20 protein-coding genes and 1 riboswitch are annotated in these 17973 nt (G+C 66.9%); of the genes, 11 read left to right on the forward strand and 9 right to left on the reverse strand.

Annotated elements, in window-relative coordinates:
- Window positions 1-171 (reverse strand): helix-turn-helix domain-containing protein (locus tag D466_RS23995; RefSeq protein WP_156004274.1); only part of this gene is annotated, 171 nt, incomplete at its 3' end.
- Here D466_RS23995 and D466_RS21715 point away from each other — a divergent pair.
- The 5 genes from D466_RS21715 to D466_RS24000 all read left to right on the forward strand — a co-directional run bounded on the left by D466_RS21715 (window position 164) and on the right by D466_RS24000 (window position 5690).
- Entirely contained in the window at window positions 164-535 is a 372-nt protein-coding gene (locus D466_RS21715) for a hypothetical protein (RefSeq protein WP_231385720.1), read from the forward strand. The genes D466_RS23995 and D466_RS21715 overlap by 8 nt on opposite strands.
- A 417-nt stretch (window positions 536-952) precedes the next feature.
- Window positions 953-1795 (forward strand): response regulator, encoded by an 843-nt coding sequence (locus D466_RS22900; RefSeq protein WP_026285230.1) that lies wholly within the window; start codon window positions 953-955, stop codon window positions 1793-1795.
- Window positions 1796-1802: 7 nt separating this feature from the next.
- Window positions 1803-2468, forward strand: coding sequence for a hypothetical protein (locus tag D466_RS0112960; RefSeq protein ID WP_018914142.1), 666 nt, complete (start codon window positions 1803-1805; stop codon window positions 2466-2468).
- Between the two features lie 167 nt (window positions 2469-2635).
- Window positions 2636-5239, forward strand: a complete 2604-nt coding sequence (locus D466_RS21725; RefSeq protein WP_018914143.1) for an EAL domain-containing protein — start codon at window positions 2636-2638, stop codon at window positions 5237-5239.
- Between the two features lie 85 nt (window positions 5240-5324).
- Window positions 5325-5690 (forward strand): hypothetical protein, encoded by a 366-nt coding sequence (locus tag D466_RS24000; RefSeq protein WP_156004278.1) that lies wholly within the window; start codon window positions 5325-5327, stop codon window positions 5688-5690.
- A 51-nt stretch (window positions 5691-5741) separates the two neighbouring features.
- Here the strand turns inward: D466_RS24000 and D466_RS0112975 are convergent, their stop codons facing one another.
- Window positions 5742-6653, reverse strand: a complete 912-nt coding sequence (locus tag D466_RS0112975) for a LysR family transcriptional regulator (protein ID WP_018914145.1) — start codon at window positions 6651-6653, stop codon at window positions 5742-5744.
- Between the two features lie 133 nt (window positions 6654-6786).
- On the opposite strand from D466_RS0112975, the gene D466_RS0112980 reads away from it, so the two are divergent.
- From D466_RS0112980 to D466_RS0112990, 3 genes are all read left to right on the forward strand, one after another.
- A complete protein-coding gene (locus D466_RS0112980; RefSeq protein WP_156004286.1) occupies window positions 6787-7647 on the forward strand; it encodes an MBL fold metallo-hydrolase in 861 nt (286 codons plus the stop codon).
- Between the two features lie 76 nt (window positions 7648-7723).
- The gene (locus D466_RS21730; protein ID WP_081629947.1) at window positions 7724-8437 is read left to right on the forward strand and encodes a DsbA family protein; all 714 of its coding nucleotides are present in this window, start codon (window positions 7724-7726) and stop codon (window positions 8435-8437) included.
- Window positions 8434-8826 carry a nuclear transport factor 2 family protein gene (locus tag D466_RS0112990; RefSeq protein WP_018914148.1) on the forward strand — a complete coding sequence of 131 codons (393 nt, stop codon included), beginning with the start codon at window positions 8434-8436 and terminating at the stop codon, window positions 8824-8826. Before D466_RS21730 ends, D466_RS0112990 begins: the two co-directional genes overlap by 4 nt.
- A 51-nt stretch (window positions 8827-8877) precedes the next feature.
- Here D466_RS0112990 and D466_RS24005 read toward each other — a convergent pair whose 3' ends face one another.
- Both D466_RS24005 and D466_RS0113000 read right to left on the reverse strand, forming a co-directional pair.
- Window positions 8878-9369: a hypothetical protein gene (locus tag D466_RS24005; protein WP_156004280.1), complete on the reverse strand. Its 492-nt coding sequence runs from the start codon at window positions 9367-9369 to the stop codon at window positions 8878-8880.
- A 73-nt stretch (window positions 9370-9442) separates the two neighbouring features.
- A complete protein-coding gene (locus tag D466_RS0113000; protein ID WP_018914150.1) occupies window positions 9443-10294 on the reverse strand; it encodes an oxidoreductase in 852 nt (283 codons plus the stop codon).
- A gap of 119 nt (window positions 10295-10413) precedes the next feature.
- Here D466_RS0113000 and D466_RS0113005 point away from each other — a divergent pair, with 119 nt between their 5' ends.
- Window positions 10414-11310 carry a LysR family transcriptional regulator gene (locus D466_RS0113005; RefSeq protein WP_018914151.1) on the forward strand — a complete coding sequence of 299 codons (897 nt, stop codon included), beginning with the start codon at window positions 10414-10416 and terminating at the stop codon, window positions 11308-11310.
- On the opposite strand, the gene D466_RS0113010 is transcribed toward D466_RS0113005, so the two are convergent.
- From D466_RS0113010 to crcB, 3 genes are read right to left on the reverse strand one after another with little or no spacing between them, the layout of a single operon-like run.
- The gene (locus D466_RS0113010) at window positions 11307-12557 is read right to left on the reverse strand and encodes an MFS transporter (protein ID WP_018914152.1); all 1251 of its coding nucleotides are present in this window, start codon (window positions 12555-12557) and stop codon (window positions 11307-11309) included. The genes D466_RS0113005 and D466_RS0113010 overlap by 4 nt on opposite strands.
- Before the next feature lie 5 nt (window positions 12558-12562).
- Window positions 12563-12877, reverse strand: a complete 315-nt coding sequence (locus D466_RS0113015; RefSeq protein WP_018914153.1) for a DUF190 domain-containing protein — start codon at window positions 12875-12877, stop codon at window positions 12563-12565.
- Window positions 12878-12879: 2 nt separating this feature from the next.
- A complete protein-coding gene (gene crcB / locus D466_RS0113020; protein ID WP_018914154.1) occupies window positions 12880-13257 on the reverse strand; it encodes a fluoride efflux transporter CrcB in 378 nt (125 codons plus the stop codon).
- 96 nt (window positions 13258-13353) lie between these two features.
- Window positions 13354-13578, forward strand: a riboswitch (cobalamin riboswitch).
- A gap of 123 nt (window positions 13579-13701) precedes the next feature.
- On the opposite strand from crcB, the gene D466_RS0113025 reads away from it, so the two are divergent.
- Complete coding sequence (locus D466_RS0113025; RefSeq protein ID WP_018914155.1) at window positions 13702-15582, forward strand: TonB-dependent siderophore receptor; 1881 nt, start codon at window positions 13702-13704, stop codon at window positions 15580-15582.
- Between the two features lie 15 nt (window positions 15583-15597).
- On the opposite strand, the gene D466_RS0113030 is transcribed toward D466_RS0113025, so the two are convergent.
- On the reverse strand, window positions 15598-15786 hold the full coding sequence (locus D466_RS0113030) for a hypothetical protein (protein ID WP_018914156.1): 189 nt from the start codon (window positions 15784-15786) through the stop codon (window positions 15598-15600).
- A gap of 76 nt (window positions 15787-15862) precedes the next feature.
- Between D466_RS0113030 and D466_RS21735 the strand changes: the two genes are divergently transcribed.
- Window positions 15863-16543: an alpha/beta hydrolase gene (locus D466_RS21735; protein ID WP_038166233.1), complete on the forward strand. Its 681-nt coding sequence runs from the start codon at window positions 15863-15865 to the stop codon at window positions 16541-16543.
- A gap of 30 nt (window positions 16544-16573) precedes the next feature.
- On the opposite strand, the gene D466_RS0113040 is transcribed toward D466_RS21735, so the two are convergent.
- The gene (locus D466_RS0113040) at window positions 16574-17971 is read right to left on the reverse strand and encodes an MFS transporter (protein WP_018914158.1); all 1398 of its coding nucleotides are present in this window, start codon (window positions 17969-17971) and stop codon (window positions 16574-16576) included.
- Window positions 17972-17973 lie beyond the last annotated feature (2 nt).

The raw sequence follows: 17973 nt of genomic DNA on the forward strand, positions 1-17973 counted from the left end.
GGGCGTGAGCTTGCTCGCCTGTTCCCCTCGAACGTACTTCGGCACCTTGGGCGTTTCGCCCTTGAGCCACTTGCTCACCGTATTGCGCGCCAACCCCGTCTTGCGGGCGATCTCGCGCTCACTGAGCTTGTCCCGACGGTGCAGGCGCCGGATCTTGCCGATCATGTCCATGGTGATCATTCCTGTCGTCCCCGCCGCACAAAAAAACAGCAGGGTAGGTCGAACACCTGGCCCAGTTTTCGGTCGGCACAACCCTCATACGTGGCTCAAATTTCGGTCGGCGCCAACAGCGGGCTACAACACCGGGCTGATCGTGCAAGACATGCTCGGTAGGGCTACCCGCTTCGATCCGCTCTCCTTCCATCGGGCCATCATGGAAATGTCGGGAAAGACGACGACCCTGCTGGGGCCGTTCCGAGTGAATGCGAACGGCGCGCAACTGGGCCAGCCTTTGCCGGTGGCGCAAATCGTGCCCGACCACTCGGGCCGCAACAGGATCGTGGTCGTCTACCCCGGCGACAAATCGGGAATGTGAGCGCCGATGCGACCTCGGGCCCCTTGCAAGGCATGCAAGGCGGTCAAGCGACCATCGGCCCGCGTGCGTGCACGTTTCCATCCACAGACCCAGGCGGATCGTCACCAATTCCGCACAGCCTTGTCGCGGCTCGCGCCTGTCGGCCGAGCGCTGTCGCCCGAGGCGGAGCTTGGGCGCCGGTCCAAGAGGACCGGGCACGCCCATTGCTTTGTTCGAACCATGCTAGCCGCGGGACTGCGGAAGCCGGCCTCAAGGCCACCCATGAAGGTAGGAGACATGCATGAATGACAGCTACACACCCATCCAGCCCCCGGGACGCATAGGCCCGCACGGCTATGCGAGCAGTCGAAAAGGCGCCGAGCGGCCGAAGCCGGCGAGACTGTGAGGGATACGACCGTAGCGCCCGGCAAGATCCGCGTGCTGGTGGTCGACGACAGTCGAGCAACGCAGGCCATCATCCGCCGAGCCCTGCAAGACGGGAAGCTGGGCCCGGTGGACGTGCTGGCGCTTTGCGATGGCGAGCAGGCGCTGGCGGCCATCGAGTCGTTCGCCCCCCAACTGCTGATCTCGGATTTGCACATGCCGGGAATGTCCGGCCTCGAATTGCTGCAAGCCGTTCCCAAGGACCTCACGGTCGGCCTCGTCACTACGGAGATGGACCCGGGAGTCCTGGAACAAGCTCGCCACTACGGCGCAGCGTTCATCGTCAGAAAGCCCTTCAGCGATGAAGATCTGGTAGCCCAGGTAGGCAAGGCCCTTGCACGGGCAGACGCATCCCTGCCTGAGAGAGGCGGCGCGAAGAGCCCCACCTTGCAGGACTTGCTGCTCGGGCACCTTGCCGGGCAGAGCGTGCAACTCAGGGAAGGCGAACGCTTCGAGGTCCGGCATCTTTGCGTCCAGAATCTGCTCGCTGTTTACACGAGTGGGCACGGTAGCGGCATCTGCGCCATCGCCATTGCGGACCTGCAGGCGCTCGGCATCCTGGGCGGGGATGCCCACTCCATTGCGGACGAGGCGGCGCGCGGCGCTGTTGCGCAAACCACCGTACGACGTGCAATGGGTTTCTTCGACCAGGCGGCGCGGTGCGTCCCAACGCTGTTTCCCGAGCTCAGGGAAGTCGAATTCAAAGGAGCCAAATTGCTGCCGCGGGAATTCGCCAGGCTCAAGAGCGCACTGGAGAGTGTGAAGGGGCGCCACGACTACCAGGTAGCGGTTTCTGGTACGGAGTTCGACGGGCGCTTTGCATTCCTGCGGACTTAGCAACGCCATGGACTGGATCAGCGTGGCAACCGTCGTGGCGCTCACCGGCAGTGGTGTCGGCCCCGGCATCCTGGCTGTCCTGGCTTGGCGCCTTCTGGAGGGCGTGCGCGCTGAACACGACGCGTTGCACGATCTCGTCCGATCCCTGCGCGGTGAGGCGCAGGAACTGAAGGCATGCGCACTGCGCATGGTCGAGGAATCTTCCCGCTTGGTCGGCGAACCCTCCCAGGCAGTGGTGGCGCGTGTCGCGCTGGAAACGGAGCGAGGCGTGTTGCCTGCAGCGTCTCCCGATGCGCTCGAAGAGCAGGGACGGCGCGACAGGCAACAGGCGAATCGTGAGTCCAGGCAACTGCTAGCCCAAGTGGACTCATTGACCAGCGCGCTGGCGGCGGCCACCGATAGGAGCAGGAGGTTTGAATCCCGGGCGAACGCCATGGCGATCCAAGTCGAGGAACTCAAGGACCCCGGACCGGCACAACGCCAGGCCCGGCCAGGGGCCGAATCCGTCCAGGCTTCCTTGCAGGCACGCCTCGACCATGCCGAATCGGAAGGTTCGAAGCACGCAGCCGAACTTGAGGCGCTCAGGGCTCAGCTGAGCCGGGTCCTCACGGAGAAGGAATTCATCGAGGAGCGCTTCCTGCGGCTGACGGGCGATCGTGGGGAGCGAACCTGAAACCGTGCGCACTAGGGGGATACGGCCATTTCCGCGAGAAGTTCGGACTTCAAGCCTTGACAACATCGATGCGTAAGCGAGAAGCGCGCCCCTCGGCAAAGAACGCCTGCAACGGAGCACGGCGCCCGGCCTCATTGGCGCGGCTTCCACTTCGGAAATATCACACGATGGTGGAAAATCTCCCCAACTACTTGGTCTGCTACGACGAGAAGCTGACTCCTGTTTACGTAAACCCTGCGCTTTTGCAAAGTCCGCAGGCGACCGGCAGCGCATCCGATTCGGTACTCGAAGCGCTGATCAAAACGATCGGGGGGGTCGCGCAGTACTCCGCGGCATTGCGTCGCGCGCGGGAGGAGGGCACACAGCAGTCGGTCGAGTTCGAGTGGCACGACGCGCGCGGCGACACGAGGCTTCTGCAGTACGCCTTCGTGCCCGAGGTCGATCAACTCGGGCAGGTATCCAGCGTCCTCGCTGTCGGCTATGACCTCACCGAGCATCGCGAGGCCCGGCGCCTCGTGGAACGCCAAGCCCGACACGAAAGGCTGCTCGGAGCGTGCAAGGACGCGATTCTGCGCGCGTCAAGCGAAGGCGAGTTGCTGCAGCGATTCTGCAGCGCCCTCGCGCGGGACGGCGAATGCCTGCTTGCGTGGATCGGACTTCTTTCGCCTTCGGAAGCTCTGCGCCATGTGGCCTCTGCGGCAGGGGCCTCCAGGCCACCCGACGCGAGGGTTCCGGAGCGCAATAGTCTGGATCGCTTGGCTGCCATTCTGGCGGAGGATCTCTGCCCCGCGCACGGCGAGCCCGACCATTCGATGCTCGAAGTCATCCCTTCGGCGCAAGAGTCGCTCCGTGGAGTGGCGGGGCTGGAAGCCTGCCGATCCTATCGGGCGCTGAGGCTCAGGAACGAGCGCGACGAGACTTTTGGTGTGCTCGGCGTCTTTTTCGAGAAGGCTGAGCCACTGGATGCTGCGCAGGAGCATTTGTTCGAACAGCTGGCCCAAGACCTTGCCTTCGGGATGCTCGCTCAGCGAGCGCATCAAGCGCATGCACGGGCCGAGGAGGAATTGCTAATCGCGGCAGCGGCCTTTGATACACAGGAGGCCATCGTGGTGATGAGCACGGACACCACGATCCTCCGGGTCAACCGCGCGTTCACCCGCATCACCGGCTTCGAAGCCCGCGACGTCGTGGGCCGTGACGCACGGTTGTCCCGGTTCGCCGAACAGGATGAGGATCTGCACTGGAGAATCTGGCGCACCGTCAACACCACGGGAAGTTGGGAAGGCGAGGTTCTCGGGCGCCGCAAGAATGGACAAACCTACACCCAGTGGCTCAGCGTTGCAGCTGTGCGCAAGGGTGGCGCCGTGTCGTACTACGTCGGCAACTTCGTCGACATTTCCTCGCGCAAAGCCGCCGAGCAGGAAATCAGGCAACTGGCCTATTACGACCAATTGACGGGGCTTGCGAACCGCCGCTTGTTCCTGGACCGCATCCAGGAGGCGCTTGGCGGCTACCGAGACAGCCGGCATCAAGGGGTCCTGATGTTCATCGACCTGGACCATTTCAAGGGCATCAACGACTCCTTCGGTCACGAAGTCGGCAACTGCATCCTCGTCGATGTCGCACGCAGGCTCAACCAAGTCGTTGGGTCGCGGGGAAGCGTGGCAAGACTGGGCGGCGATGAATTTGCTGTCATGTTGAAGGCTCTGCCCGAGGAGCACGACGATGCCGTCAACGCGGCTGAGGCGGTGGCCCAGGAGGTGCTTCGAGCACTCAACTCTCCCTATCAGGTGGGGTCGCACGAACAGTACCTCAGCGCAAGCATCGGTCTGGCGCTTTTCGGGGATTCGCAAGGTTCAGTGACGAACCTCCTGAAATTCGCGGACGTCGCCATGTACCAAGCCAAGGGAGCCGGCCGCAACACCCTGCGCTTCTTTTCTTCCGAGGTTCAGGCGGCGATCGCGAATCGAGTGAAGCTTGAAAACCATTTGCGGCGGGCGCTGGAGGGCGGGCAATTCCGGCTCGTATACCAAGCCCAGTACGCACAAGACCGGGGCATCATCGGCGCCGAGGTCCTGCTGCGCTGGCGGCACCCCTCGTTGGGTCTGGTGCTTCCCAAGACATTCATCTCCCTGGCCGAGGAGACGGGACTCATCTTGCCGATCGGTCAATGGGTGATCCGCATGGCCTGCGAGCGGCTACGCGCCTGGCAGGACGATGAAGTCACTCGCGATCTTTCGCTTTCCGTGAACGTGAGCGCGCTGCAGTTTCGGCAGGCCGATTTTGTGTCGCAGGTGCTCAACGCGATCCATGGCACGGGAGCACGGCCGGAGCGGCTCAAGCTCGAACTGACCGAGTCACTGATTATCGAGAACGTCAATGCAGCAATAGACAAGATGAATGCGCTCCGGAACATCGGGGTGCAATTCTCGATGGATGACTTTGGAACTGGTCATTCCTCTCTGGCCTACCTCGCGCGGCTTCCCCTGTCGCAGTTGAAGATCGACCAGAGTTTCGTGCGAAATCTCCCGCAGAGTGCGCGGGATGCCTTGATCACGCAGACGATTATAACTCTGGCAAGCTCGCTGGGGCTTGAGGTCATCGCCGAGGGTGTCGAGAGCATGGCCCAGCAGGATTTTTTGAACGCTCGCGGGTGTCGGATGTTCCAGGGGTATTTGATTGGAAGACCCATGCGCCTGGAGGATTTTGAAGCATTGATGCGCCGTGCCGGAGCGGATTTTGAGATTTCAACCATGGGTCAGCGCTGCTGATCCGGCCGTCCATTCAATTTCGGTTGTCTCGGTGCGCATGGAGGCCGGAAGGCTACGTCTCTGGCGTGCCGCAAGAGGAAATGAAATGAACAAGAAGTGGATCGAAGATCATGAAATCGTCGGCCATGGCGTCGATGCGCGGACCTTGGAAAAGCTGATCGACGATCGACTGGACAAGCGCTGGATCGATCGGCGAAATCATCCGGGTCCCACATCGGGGAGAGTAAGTTACGATCGCGAAGCCAGGTATCCGATGAGCGCGAAGATTTGCGAGCGACCAGATGGTTTGATCGTTTTGACCGAGGATGATATGTTGCGGGATGGTGACATAATCTACCTTGATCGGGGCGGAATATCCTCTCCCTTTGTGGTGGTCAGCGCGAAGTGGGGACGGCGCACTTCGGACGTCCCCAGGCTGCGTGTGCTGATTTGCCGTCCCAAAGGGCCTTGAAACCGCGGCCAAGAGACGGTTGAAACAGGAGGCCGGCTCGGCATTTCAGAATCATGCCCGGGCTTGATCCCAGGGAGCCGGGTCGCCGGCGAAGCGCCTGGCAAGGAAGTCCACCAGCAGGCGCAAGGCCAGGGGCTGGTGCTGGCGCGAGAGATAGATCGCATGGATGCCCAGCACTTCCGGCTCATGGTCCGGCAGCAGCTGCACGAGGCGGCCCGTGCGCAGCTCATCACCCAGGGAGTAGGTCGGCAATATGCCGACGCCGGCGCCCGAGAGCACAGCCCTGCGCAGCACGGCGGTCTCGTTGGTGTGAAAGCTCCAGTCGACCGGCACCTTGAGGGTCTCGCCGGCATGCGTGAAGCGATATTGATGGCTGATGCCGAAGGCATGGGCGACGCAGCGGTGTTGACGCAAGTCCTCTGCTACGCGCGGCACGCCATGTTTCTTGAGGTAGTCGGGTGAGGCGCAAAGCATCGAGCGGCAGAGTGCCAGCGGCCGCGTGATCATCGCAGGGTCCAGGGTGTTGGTGATGCGCACCGCCAGATCGACTCGCTCGGCCACCAGATCAGCCGCCTTGTCGCCCACCGACAGCACGATCTCGACCTGTTCATGCTGGCGCTGGAATTCGACCAGCGCCGTGGTGAGCTGAGCATCCGCGAAGGAGCTCGAGGCGGTGACACGCAGCACACCGGCTGGCGCGCGGCCACGTTCGGCCGCGAGGTGCCGTGCATCTTCCGCGAGCTCGAGCATCTGCCGGCAGGCAGGCAGCGCGGCGAAGCCGGCATCCGTAAGGCTCACCTTGCGGGTGGTCCGGTGCAGCAGGCGGGCGTCGAACCAGTCTTCGGCCGCGGCGAGGTAGCGGCTGACCATCGGCACCGACATTTCCAGATGCTCGGCGGCCAGCGTGAAGCTGCCCCGATCGGCCACTTCGACGAAGACCCGCACAGCCATCAGGCGATCCATTTTGTCGATCCGTGCAATAAGTATTCAACTGAGACGGACTTTATCAACGGAACTGCAAAACATAAAGTTCGTTCCACAGCAACCCTGCCCAAGGAGATCGACCATGTTCCCGTCCAGCCCAATCGTCCGCCTCATGGGGGCCATCCTGCGTCCCGGCGTGGTCGACTCCACCGGCGCGGGCGCTCAGGCCCCCGCTGCGCTGACCGTCAAGGTCTACAACGCCGGCGCCAACAGCTTCCACGTCAATGCCGCCGTGGTCAGCGGCAAGAGCGAAGCCCTGGTGATCGACAGCGGCTTCACCCGCGCCGACGCACTGCGCGTGGCGGCCGACGTTCTCGACAGCGGCAAGACGCTGAAGACCGTTTTCATCAGCAACGCCGACCCGGACTTCTACTTCGGCGCCGAGGTATTGAAGGCCCATTTCCCGGATGCCCAGGTGCTCACCACCCCGGCGGTGCGCGAGAGGATCGAAGCCAAGCTGGCCGGCAAGCTGGCCTTCTGGGCGCCGAAGATGGGCGCCAACGCACCGCGCCAGCCGATCGTGCCGGAACTGCTGCAGGGCACCCGCCTGAGCGTGGATGGCGAGACCCTCGAAGTGCGCGGCACCACGGGTGAGCTGGCGCATCGTCCCTACGTCTGGATTCCGTCGATCCAGACCATCGCCGGCAATATCGCCATCTTCGGGAACCTTCACGTGTGGACCGCCGATACGCAGAAAGACAGCGAGCGCAAGGCCTGGCTCGCCCAGCTCGATGAAATCGAAGCGCTGCATCCCACGACCGTGGTGCCCGGTCACATGGCCGCGGGCGCGCCGATGGACCTGAGCGCGATCCGCCACACCCGCGCCTACCTGCAGCGCTTTCATGCGGAAGCCGCCAAGGCCGGGAATGCCGCGGAACTGATCGACGCCATGAAGAATGCGTATCCGCAAGCGGGTCTTGGCATGGCGCTGGATATCGGTGCCAAGGTCAACAAGGGCGAAATGCCGTGGTGATTCGCGCAACGTCTCCAGCGCAGTGCATTCCCACGACGCGGGAGCTTCACAGCTTCCAGGCTCCGGATACCAGACCATGCCGACAACAACGCTGCATTACATCTACGACCCCTTGTGCGGCTGGTGCTACGGCGCGGCTCCGTTGGTCAAGGCGGCTCGCGAAATTCTCCCCGTGATCCCGCACGGTGGCGGCATGATGACGGGCGCGCGTCGTCAGAAGGTCACCGCGCAGTTGCGTGAGTACGTCAAGCTGCATGACGCGCAGATTGCCCTGCGCAGCGGGCAGCCTTTCGGCGAAGGCTACCTCGACGGGCTGCTGCGCGATACCGAGGCCGTGTTCGACTCCGAGCCGCCGACGGCTGCCATCCTGGCGGCCGAAGCGCTGGCCGGGCGCGGGATGGACGTGCTCGCCCGCTTGCAGATCGCGCACTATGTCGAAGGGCGCCGAATCGCCGATCGCGCGGTGCTGATCGACGTCGCCGCCAGCCTGGGCCTGGAGGCTGAAAGCTTCGCCGCGGCGCTGGATGGGCAGTCGGGCGCGGCCGTCCAGGCGCACATCCAGCAGACCCGGGCCTTCATGGCACACGTGGACGCCCGGGGATTTCCCAGCTTCGTGCTCGAATCGGAGGGCGTTTTCACGCCCATCGAGGTCGCGAGTCATCTGGGGCGGGCGGAGGATTTCCAGGTCTGGCTGCGCGCTCAGGCGCACGCGGCCATCGCGCCTGCCGGAGACGAGGCCTTCGGCTGCGATGCCGACAGCTGTAGTACCTCGAAGGGGACTCGCGCATGAAATCCAATCTGCAGATCGTCAGCGAACACTACGCCGCATCGGCACGCCAGGATCTGGCCGCCATGATGGCCGACGTTGCGCCGGAGGCCACCTGGACCGAGATGGCCGGCTTTCCCTGCGCCGGTACCTGGATCGGTCCCGACCAGGTCATGGCCCATGTCTTTGCCGTGCTCGGCGAGGAATGGGAAGGCTATGGCTTCGAACTCGAGCAGATCATCGATGGGGGCGAGCAGCTGGTGGGCGTCGGTACCTACTCCGGCATCTACCGAAAGACCGGCAAGGCGATGCGAGCGCGGGTAACCCACGTCTGGCGCGTACAGCAAGGCAAGATCACCCGTTTCGAACAATTCACCGACACATTGCTGGTCGCACGGGCCATGCAGGACTGACGCTTGCGCAGAGGGGCGGCCTGCGCGCGCCCTGACCGCGCGCGATCGCGCTCATTTCATCAGCGCGACGATGTGCTGCGCCATATTCCGTGTTTCGGCCGCAGTGGCCCAATAGCCGATGGACAGGGCTTCATCGCCGACCAGCGCGTCGACCGCGTTTCCGCCACCCATCTGGGGAATCAGGTAGGCCAGATCGCCGTAGCCGGCGCCGTCGAGCTTCTGGGCATGGCGGCCGGTGCTGGCCGCGAATTTCGCCATGCTCTGCAGGTACAGGCGGGGTACCGGTGCATCGATGGTGACTTGCAAGGGCAGCTTGTGCCCGGGGACGTGCACGTCGCAGGCGCGCAGCACCGCATAGGGCGTCGTCGCCTTCAGCGCGTGAATCCTGGCGGTGTTATCGGTGACGGAGGTGACCGGGCCGATGGCCGCCGAGACAGCGCGTCCGATGGACGTGCAACTGGGGGCTTGAGCTGCATGGGCGCAGGCGAGGCTCAACGCCGCAGCCAGCGCCGCGCCTGCCACGAAGGTGCGAGAAAAGGGCATACAGGGCTCCATGCGGAAATTCGCGATGGCCCCTGTCCGTTTCCACGCGGACGCCGGTCCTGCGTGCGCCGGCTCAGGCCTGCGCCAGGCTCGTGTCGAGGGCCACGGATTCCCAGGCGCCCAGGTCGCGCAGCAGGCGCTGCGCATGCTCGCGCACCGCATCCACCGCGTCCTGTCCGAGTTGCAGGCGCAGCGGAGCGTCGGGCGCCTGCAGCGCCCGCGCGACGGCGCGCGCAGCCTTCATCGGGTCGCCGGCCTGCGTGCCGTGCATGCCCTGGGCGAAGCGGCGGGTGCCGCCCACCACGTCCTGATAGGCCTGCATCTCCGGCATGTTCCGCAGTGCGCTGGAGCCCGCGAAGCCGGTGCGGAAGGCGCCGGGCTCGACGATCAGCACCCGGATGCCGAAGGGGGCGAGTTCCTGGGCCAGCGCTTCCGAAAGCCCCTCCAGCGCGAACTTGGAGGCGCTGTAGGCCCCGAATCCCGCGAAGGACACCTGGCCGCCCAGGCTGGAGATGTTGACGATGGCCCCTGCGCGCTGTTCGCGCATGCGCGGCAGCGCGGCCTGGATGACCGCGACGGCACCGAAGAAATTGGTCTCCATCTGGGCACGCCATTCATCCTCGGGAGTCTCCTCCACAGCGCCGACGATGCCGTAGCCGGCGTTGTTGACCAGGATGTCGATGCGCCCGAAGCGCTGCACGGCGTGTTCCACGGCTTGCCGGGCCTGGCCCGGGCGCGTGACGTCGAGCGTGACGGCCAGTACGCGATGGGGTTCGAGCGCCACCAGTTCCTCCAGCGCGTCGGAGTTGCGTGCGGTGGCCACCACGTTGTCGCCCAGTTCCAGGGCATGCCTGGCGAAGGCCGCGCCGAAGCCGGAGGAGGCACCGGTGATGAACCAGGTTCGGGGGGCAGTCTTGGAAACCATGAGACTCTCCTGAGTGGGGTGGATACGTCGGCGCATGCCGTCCTGGAATCCACTGTAGGAGTCACATGAAATGGGATAAAGAGCTATTCATCGCATGCACCATGCGATATGGTTCATGAATGGACAAGGACCTGCTGATCCACCTTCCTGTCGTGGCCGCGGTGGCGCGGCATCGCAGTTTCGTGGGCGCGGCGGGCGCGCTGAACATGAGCGCGTCGGCGGTCAGCCACGCGGTGCGCGCGGTGGAGGATCGGCTGGGCGAGGCCTTGTTCGCGCGTACGACGCGCAGCGTGTCGCTGACCGAGGCCGGGGCGGAGTTCGTGCGCAGGATCGACGCGGCGCTGCAGGACATCGCCACCGCGGTGGAAGGGGTGAGCGCCGCGCGCGGGGAATTGCGCGGCCTGCTGCGGCTCAACGCCTCGCGCGTGGCCTTCATGATGGCGGTGGTGCCGCTGCTGGCCCGGCTGGCGCGGCGGCATCCGCGCCTGAGCGTGGAAGTGCACACGGACGATGCCCTGGTGGACATCGTCGCCCAGGGTTTCGATGCGGGAATCCGCCTGGGCGAGGCCGTGCAGCAGGACATGGTCGCGGTGCGCCTGAGCTCCGGCTTCGAGGCCATCGTCGTGGCCTCGCCGGCCTATGTGCGTGAACGCGGCGCGCCGTCGAACTGCGCCGATCTGGCCGGACACGACTGCATCGGTTACCGCCTCCTGGCCTCCGGCAACCTGTACGAATGGGAACTGGACGAACAAGGGCGCCGCGTGGTGGTGCAGACGCGGGGCAGCGCCATCGTCACCGACGCCACCGCGGCGCGCGAACTCGCGCTCGCGGGTGTGGGCGTCGCCTATCTGTTCGAACCCCTGGTGCGCGAGGACCTGCAGCAGGGGCGCCTGCTGCGCCTGCTGCCGCGGGCCTCGCTGCGCCACGACGGCTTGTTCCTGTACTTTCCCCGCCGGGCCTCGATGTCGGCGAAGCTGCGTGCCCTGATCGACGCGGCCGCGCAGGGGATGGCCTAGGCTTCCCGCTGCCGCAGGCCGCCGCCGAACAGCGCGGCCGTGCCGCCGCTCATCAGCAGGGCGGCCAGCGCGAAGGCGAGCACCGGAGACACAGCCGTCCATATCAGGCCCACCAGGCTGCTGGAGACCAGGCGTGCCACGCCGTTGACCGTGCCCAGCGCGGCGTAGCCGGTGAGCAGGCCGTCGGCGCGCAGCATTTCCGCGCTGACCGTGGGCTCCAGCGCTTCCTCGACGGCCACGTACAGGCCCGACAGCAGGAACAGCAGGCCCAGCAGCGCCATGCCGTGCGCGTGCAGCGCGAAGGCCAGGGCCGCGAGCAGGGCGGTGGCGGCGCCCAGCGCATAGCCCGCGCGCAGCATGCGCAGGTGCCCGAGGCGGTCGGCCAGCCAGCCGATGGGGTAGGAGGCCAGCACCTGCACGACGTTGCGCCACACGTACAGCAGCCCCGCCACCTGCGCCGCGCGCAGCATGCCCAGCGAGGGCTCGAGCAAGGTGGTCGCGGCCAGGATCAGCAGCGAGGCGGAGAAGTCCCCGGCCCCGAACAGGCCGACCGCTCCCAGGTAGCGCCGGAAGCGCGGCGGCAGTGCGCGCAGCGAGCCGAGGAAGCTCGCCTGGGGATTGGGGGAATGCCGCGGGTCGCGCACCAGCAGCACGAAGGCGAGTACCGCCAGCAGGCCCGGGATGATCGACAGCCACAGCACCAGCCGGAACGGGCCCGTGGCGCCGTGCCAGTGCAGGCGCTGCGCCCAGCCCAGCAGGGCCACGCCGAGCAGCGGCCCGAGCACCGCGCCCACGGTGTCGGCCGCGCGGTGAAAGCCGAAGGCCCGGCCCTTGGTGTGCGGCTGCACGGCCTGGATGACGATGGCGTCGCGCAGCGGCCCGCGCAGGCCCTTGCCGAACCAGGACACCAGGCGCCCCAGCAGGATCAGCGGCCAACCCGCCGCCAGCGCGATCAGGGCCTGGCCCAGCGGGGTCATGGCGTAGCCCAGCACCACCAGCGCCTTGCGGTGCCCCAGCTTGTCGGCCGCGTGGCCGGCGCCCATGCGCGTGAAACTGGCCACGGCGTCGGCCAGGCCCTCGATGGTTCCCAGCGCGCCGGGCGGCAGGCCCAGGGCAGCCAGGAAACCGGGCAGCATGACCGTGGTGGTCTCGTAGCAGAAGTCTCCGAGCGCGCTGGTGATGCCGGCGCCGGCCACCGTGGCGTTGAACCAGCGCGCCGGCGCTTCGGGGCCGCTTCCGGCGGCCATGCGCGTCAGGCGCCGCAGCGCGCCTGCCAGGACACGATGTGCCCGGCCGGAACCATCTGCTGGATGCTCGGCAGCACGGCGGCCACCACCTCGGGCGAGTCGTAGAACTCCAGCACCAGGGGCAGGTGCACGGTCAGGCGCAGCAGGTCGTCGGCATGCACTTCGCCGTGGCTGCCGAAGCCGGCGATGCCGCGGAACACGGTGACGCCGTGCACCTTGTGCTCGTCGTGCAGCAGGCGAAAGATCTGCTGCATCAGGTTGTGGCCCTGCACCTTGTCGCCTTCCTTGATGTAGATGCGGGCGATGGTCACGTCCTTCATGCTCAGGCTCCAATGTTGCGCGACAGGTAGGCGCCGAGGATCACCGCGGCGATGGACAGCAGCACCGAGGCGCCGACGTACAGCGCCGCCTTGGTCCATTCTCCGCTTTCCAGGAGATTCAGGGTCTCCAGCGAGAAGGTGGAGAAGGTGGTGTAGGCGCCCAGGCCGCCGGTCAGGACGCCCGTGCGCAGCGCGGGGGGCATGTCCAGGCGTTCCAGGGTCAGGAAGAACAGAAAGCCCATGAGGAAGGAGCCCAGCACGTTGATCGACAGGGTGGCGAAGGGAAAGCCGCGCCCCAGGATGCCCTGGACGGCGAGGGTCTGCCCATAGCGCGCGAAGGCGCCGAGGATGGCGAAGATGGCGATGAACAGGTAGGTCATGTCGAGATCACGGTCGAGGATCCGCGAAGCAAAGGCCGGCGAAAGGAGTGACCTGCATTTTCTCGCATGTTTGCGCAGGACCGCCGTTCCGGCACTGCTAGACTTCGCCACGTTGGTGCGCTGGCGTCGCGTTCGCGGTGCCACGTTAAACGGGAAACAGGAGGAGACCGGCGTTGCCGCTCCCGGCCTGTGCTGCCCCCGCAACGGTCAACGGCCCGGAACCGAGTTCCGAGCCCGGACAAGCAGGCCACTGGGTTCGCCCGGGAAGGCCGTCCGGGCATGCCGCCAGCCCGGATACCGGCCGACACGTTGGGACTTCGCCGTCCGGGGTCGGTGGGCGAGGTCGTGCCGGGCACGTGCGGCGCGCAGCGCCACGCGCAGGTTCCAGCGTTCAAGACCCCGTGCGGGAGGCGCGGGACGTGCTTGCTCCTGGAGTCTTCCATCATGGGCCATCGTCGCCATCGTTTCCCCCCACGCCACGCCGCGGCTCGCGGCTTTCCCGCGCTGCTGGCCGTGTTCGCCTGCGCCTGCGCCCACGCCCAGACCGCGGTCGTGCTGCCGCCCGTGGTGGTGTCCGCATCCACCTACGCGCAGCCGCTGAGCGCCGCGCTGCCCAGCGTGAGCGTGCTCACGCGCGAGGACATCGAGACCTCGGGCGCGCACAGCCTGAATACCCTGCTGCGCCAGGTGGCCGGGGTGCAGATGACCAGCGCGGGCGGGCCGGGCCAGAGCGGCAACGTGTTCATCCGCGGTTTCAGCGGGCCCAACGTGCTGGTGTTGCTCGACGGCGTGCCGATGAACGCGCAGGACTCCACCGGCAACGCCTACCTGGGCAACCTGCAGACCCGCCAGATCGAGCGCGTCGAGGTGATCCGCGGCAACGTCTCGGCGATCTACGGCTCCGGCGCGGTGGGCGGGGTGGTGCTGATCACCACGCGGGGCGCCGGCTCCGCGCCCCATGCCAGCGTCTCGGTGGGCGGCGGCAGCCAGGGCACGGCCAGCCTGTCCGCGCAGGCCGACGCCATCGCCGGGCGCACCGAATTGCAGGGGGGCTTCAGCCGCTACACCACCCAGGGCATTGCATCCCAGGACCCGGTGCAGTCCGGCCTGCCCGACGAGTCGGACGGCTACCGCAACAATACCGCCAACCTGTCCATCCGCCAGAAGCTGGCGCCGGGGCACGAGGTGGGCCTGCTGGCCTTCGACAGCCAGGGGCGCTACACCTACGACAACGGCACCGCCGGCGGCAGCACGCACCAGAGCCTGTTCGGGCTGCACGCCGACGACCGCTTCACCCAGGCCTGGACCTCGCACCTGAGCCTGTCGCAGCAGACCACGAGCACCAGCTATGGTGGTTCCTATCCGGCGGACTATCGCACGCGCATCGAGCAGCTCGAATGGCGCAACGTGCTGCGCCTGTCCTCCGCATGGACGGCCACCGGCGGACTCGACCTGCAGCGCCAGTCCATCGACAGCGACGGCAATGGCGGCATTCCCTCGGTCAGCCGCCACGCCGACGCCGTGTTCGCCGGCATCGACGGCACCCTGTCGGGCAACGAGCTTCAGTTGAACCTGCGCCGCGACGACGTGGGCGGCTTCCAGGCCCAGGACACGGCCTACCTGGGCTGGGGGCGTCCGGTGGGCGGCGGCTTCAAGCTGCTCGCCGATGCCTCCACGGCCTTCAATGCGCCCCCGCTGGGCTACCTGTACTACCAGGTGCCGGGGGTGTTCGGCACCTTGCCGAACCCGCAGCTCAAGCCCGAGAAGGCGCACTCGGTGGAGGCCGGGCTGCAATGGGCGCGCGGCTCCCAATACCTGCGCGCCACGGTGTTCCAGACCACCGCCACCGACCAATGGGCCTACGTGACCGTGGACCCGGTGAATTTCATCGGGCAGTTCCAGAACATCGACAGCGCGCGCACCCGAGGGCTGGAGCTGAGCCTGCGCGGCGCGCACCGGGACTGGCGCTGGCACGGCAACCTGACGCTGCAGGACCCCGTGAACACCTCGCCGGGCGCGGGCAACGCGGCCATACCCCTGGTGCCGCACACGCTGGCCAACGCCGGCCTGCAGCGCGAACTCGGCGGCTTGCTGCTGGGGTCGGAAGTGCACTACTCGGGGCCGCGCTACGACCCCTTCGGCGGCGTCACGCTGGGGTCGTACGCGGTGGTGGACCTCAGCGCCGCGCGCAGCATCAACCGAGAGTGGAGCTGGCGCCTGCGCGTGGACAATCTGTTCGACCGCCACTACCAGACCAACTACGGCTACCAGACGCAGCCGCTGGGCGTGTTCCTGGAGCTGACCTGGACGCCCGTGGGCGCCTGAGGCGGGTTGTGCCGGCTAGCGTCGCAGCCTGGGGTCGGTCATGGCCGCGAAGAAGACTGCCGCGAAGCCCAGCGACAGGCTCATGCCCAGGCCGAGCAGCAGGCGCCAGCCGGCCGGCACGAACAGCCAGTCGGCCGCCAGCGCGCAGGCCACGCCCACGGCGGCGGCGATCGCATAGCGAAAACGGGAGAGAGAAGGCTTCATCGGCGGCAACGGCTTTGCAATACCCTATCGTGTCGCCGCATAGGGTAGCGCAAGCGCGCCGCCGCCTTCCCACGCCATGCTCCCTTCCTCCGCATCCGCTTCGCCTCCTGGCGGGGTCGCACCCGCCACCGTCACCGTCTGGGGCCAGGGAGGGGCGGGGCGCATCGAGATTCTGCTCGACGCGCCCGCCGGCACGCCGCGGGGCGTGGCGCTGGTCGCCCATCCGCAGCCCCTGCTAGGCGGCAGCGCGCGCCACAAGGTGCCGCACGTGCTCGCGCATGCGCTGCGCGACCAGGGCTGGATCGCCTGGCGCCCGAACTTCCGCGGGGTGGGTGGGAGCGAGGGCCGGCACGACCATGGGGCGGGCGAGACCGAGGACCTGCTGGCGCTGGCCGCACAAGCGCGCGCCGCACATCCCGGCCTGCCGCTGGCCTTGATGGGTTTTTCCTTCGGCGCCTACGTGCAGTCGCACGTGGCCGCGCGCATCGCGGCGGCCGGCGAAGCGGCGCGCCACGTGCTGCTGGCCGGCATGCCGGTGGGCCCGGTGCAGGACTGGCGCAGCTACGACCCGGCGCCGCTGCCCGGCGCCTGGCTGGTGCACGGCGAACTCGACGAGCGCGCTTCGCTGGCGGCCCTGATGGGCTGGGCACGCGAACACGCGCAGCCACTGTTCGTCGTGCCGGGCGCCGACCACTTCTTCACCGGCCGGCTGCAGCTGCTACGCGAATTCGTCGCCGCGCTGGCCGGGGCGGGCTGAAGCGCCCGGCCTGCCCGCGCACAGCCGGGCTTACTCGTTGATGGACTCCAGCGAGCGGCCGCGGGTGGCCGGGCCCATCAGGATCATCACGAAGCCCACCGCCATCGCGATGGCGATGAAGCTCGCCACGCCGGGCACGCCCCAGCCGTGCAGCAGGATGCCGATGGCCAGGCCCGCGAAGGCCGCCGCGATGCGGCTCCAGGAGTACACGAAGCCCACCGCGCGGGCACGGATGCGGGTCGGGAACACCTCCGACTGGTAGCCGTGGTAGGCGAAGGACATGACGTTCGACGACAGCGTGAACAGCACCCCCAGCCCGATCAGCACCGCCGGCTCGCTGGCCTGCGCGAACAGCGCGATGGTCAGCGCCATCAGCACCAGCGCGATGCAGATCTGCGTCTTGCGCTCGATGCGATCGGCGAACAGCATCCCCAGCAGCGGACCGAAGGGGTTGGCGATGGCGATGATGAAGGCGTATTGCAGGCTGGTGGTCACGTGCACGCCGCGGCTGATGAGCAGCGAGGGCACCCAGGCGGCGAAGCCGTAGAAGCCCACCACCTGCGCCATGTTGAAAATCGACATGATCACCGTGCGCCGCAGGTAGCTGGGCGAGAAGATCTCGCCGAAGCTGCCGGTGCCGGACACCTCGCGGCTTTGCACCTCGGGCTCGGGCAGTTGCGCGTGGCCCTCGGCCATGACCCGGCGCTCCAGGTCCGCGACGATGCGCTCGGCCTCCTCGATGCGCCCCTGGCGCGCCAGCCAGCGCGGACTCTCCGGAATGCCCAGGCGCAGGAACCAGACCACCACCGCGCCCACCGAGCCGATCAGGATCACCACCCGCCAATACTCGAGGCCGAAGGGCGTGCTGCCCTTGAGCGACCAGGCCAGGAAGGCCACCACCGGCACCACGCAGAAGGTGATGAACTGGTTGAAGGCATAGGCGCGTCCGCGCATGCGCCCCGGGATCAGCTCCGAGATGTAGGTGTCGATGGTCACCAGTTCCACGCCGATGCCGATGCCAGCGATGAAACGCCAGACGTCGAGCCAGAAACCGGTGGTCTGGAAGGCCATGATCGCGGTGCAGACCATGTACCACAGCAGGGAGCCGGTGAAGATGGCGCGGCGCCCGAAGCGGTCGGCCACGAAGCCCAGCAGCAGGGCGCCGGCCCACAGCCCGGCGAAGGTGGCGAACACGAAGGTGCCGAAACCGGCGATCGCCAGCGGCTTCAGGGCCGCGAAAATGCCCAGCGACTCGGGCTTGAACAGCCCGGAGCCGATCATGCCCGGTGCGACGTAGCCGGTGAAGAACAAATCGTAGAACTCGAAGACCCCGCCCAGCGAGATCAGCAGCACCAGGGTCCAGATGGTGCGCGACGAGGGTAGGCGGTCGATGCGTGCGGCAACCTGCGCGGCCGGGTCGGTCGGCATGG

The sequence above is a fragment of the Thiomonas sp. FB-6 genome, assembly GCF_000377645.1.
Taxonomy (GTDB): domain Bacteria; phylum Pseudomonadota; class Gammaproteobacteria; order Burkholderiales; family Burkholderiaceae_C; genus Thiomonas_A.

Excerpts from the sequence above, each read along its gene's own strand:
- D466_RS21725 (WP_018914143.1), top strand. The coding sequence starts at position 2,636 with ATGGTGGAAAATCTCCCCAACTACTTGGTCTGCTACGACGAGAAGCTG.
- D466_RS0113015 (WP_018914153.1), bottom strand. The coding sequence starts at position 12,877 with ATGAAGGACGTGACCATCGCCCGCATCTACATCAAGGAAGGCGACAAG.
- D466_RS0113040 (WP_018914158.1), bottom strand. The coding sequence starts at position 17,971 with ATGCCGACCGACCCGGCCGCGCAGGTTGCCGCACGCATCGACCGCCTA.
- D466_RS24005 (WP_156004280.1), bottom strand. The coding sequence starts at position 9,369 with ATGCCCTTTTCTCGCACCTTCGTGGCAGGCGCGGCGCTGGCTGCGGCG.
- D466_RS0112960 (WP_018914142.1), top strand. The coding sequence starts at position 1,803 with ATGGACTGGATCAGCGTGGCAACCGTCGTGGCGCTCACCGGCAGTGGT.
- D466_RS0113005 (WP_018914151.1), top strand. The coding sequence starts at position 10,414 with ATGGACAAGGACCTGCTGATCCACCTTCCTGTCGTGGCCGCGGTGGCG.
- D466_RS0113000 (WP_018914150.1), bottom strand. The coding sequence starts at position 10,294 with ATGGTTTCCAAGACTGCCCCCCGAACCTGGTTCATCACCGGTGCCTCC.
- D466_RS0112990 (WP_018914148.1), top strand. The coding sequence starts at position 8,434 with ATGAAATCCAATCTGCAGATCGTCAGCGAACACTACGCCGCATCGGCA.
- D466_RS21730 (WP_081629947.1), top strand. The coding sequence starts at position 7,724 with ATGCCGACAACAACGCTGCATTACATCTACGACCCCTTGTGCGGCTGG.
- D466_RS0112980 (WP_156004286.1), top strand. The coding sequence starts at position 6,787 with ATGGGGGCCATCCTGCGTCCCGGCGTGGTCGACTCCACCGGCGCGGGC.
- D466_RS0113030 (WP_018914156.1), bottom strand. The coding sequence starts at position 15,786 with ATGAAGCCTTCTCTCTCCCGTTTTCGCTATGCGATCGCCGCCGCCGTG.
- crcB (WP_018914154.1), bottom strand. The coding sequence starts at position 13,257 with ATGACCTACCTGTTCATCGCCATCTTCGCCATCCTCGGCGCCTTCGCG.
- D466_RS21735 (WP_038166233.1), top strand. The coding sequence starts at position 15,863 with ATGCTCCCTTCCTCCGCATCCGCTTCGCCTCCTGGCGGGGTCGCACCC.
- D466_RS0113025 (WP_018914155.1), top strand. The coding sequence starts at position 13,702 with ATGGGCCATCGTCGCCATCGTTTCCCCCCACGCCACGCCGCGGCTCGC.
- D466_RS0112975 (WP_018914145.1), bottom strand. The coding sequence starts at position 6,653 with ATGGATCGCCTGATGGCTGTGCGGGTCTTCGTCGAAGTGGCCGATCGG.
- D466_RS0113010 (WP_018914152.1), bottom strand. The coding sequence starts at position 12,557 with ATGGCCGCCGGAAGCGGCCCCGAAGCGCCGGCGCGCTGGTTCAACGCC.
- D466_RS21715 (WP_231385720.1), top strand. The coding sequence starts at position 164 with ATGTCCATGGTGATCATTCCTGTCGTCCCCGCCGCACAAAAAAACAGC.
- D466_RS24000 (WP_156004278.1), top strand. The coding sequence starts at position 5,325 with ATGAACAAGAAGTGGATCGAAGATCATGAAATCGTCGGCCATGGCGTC.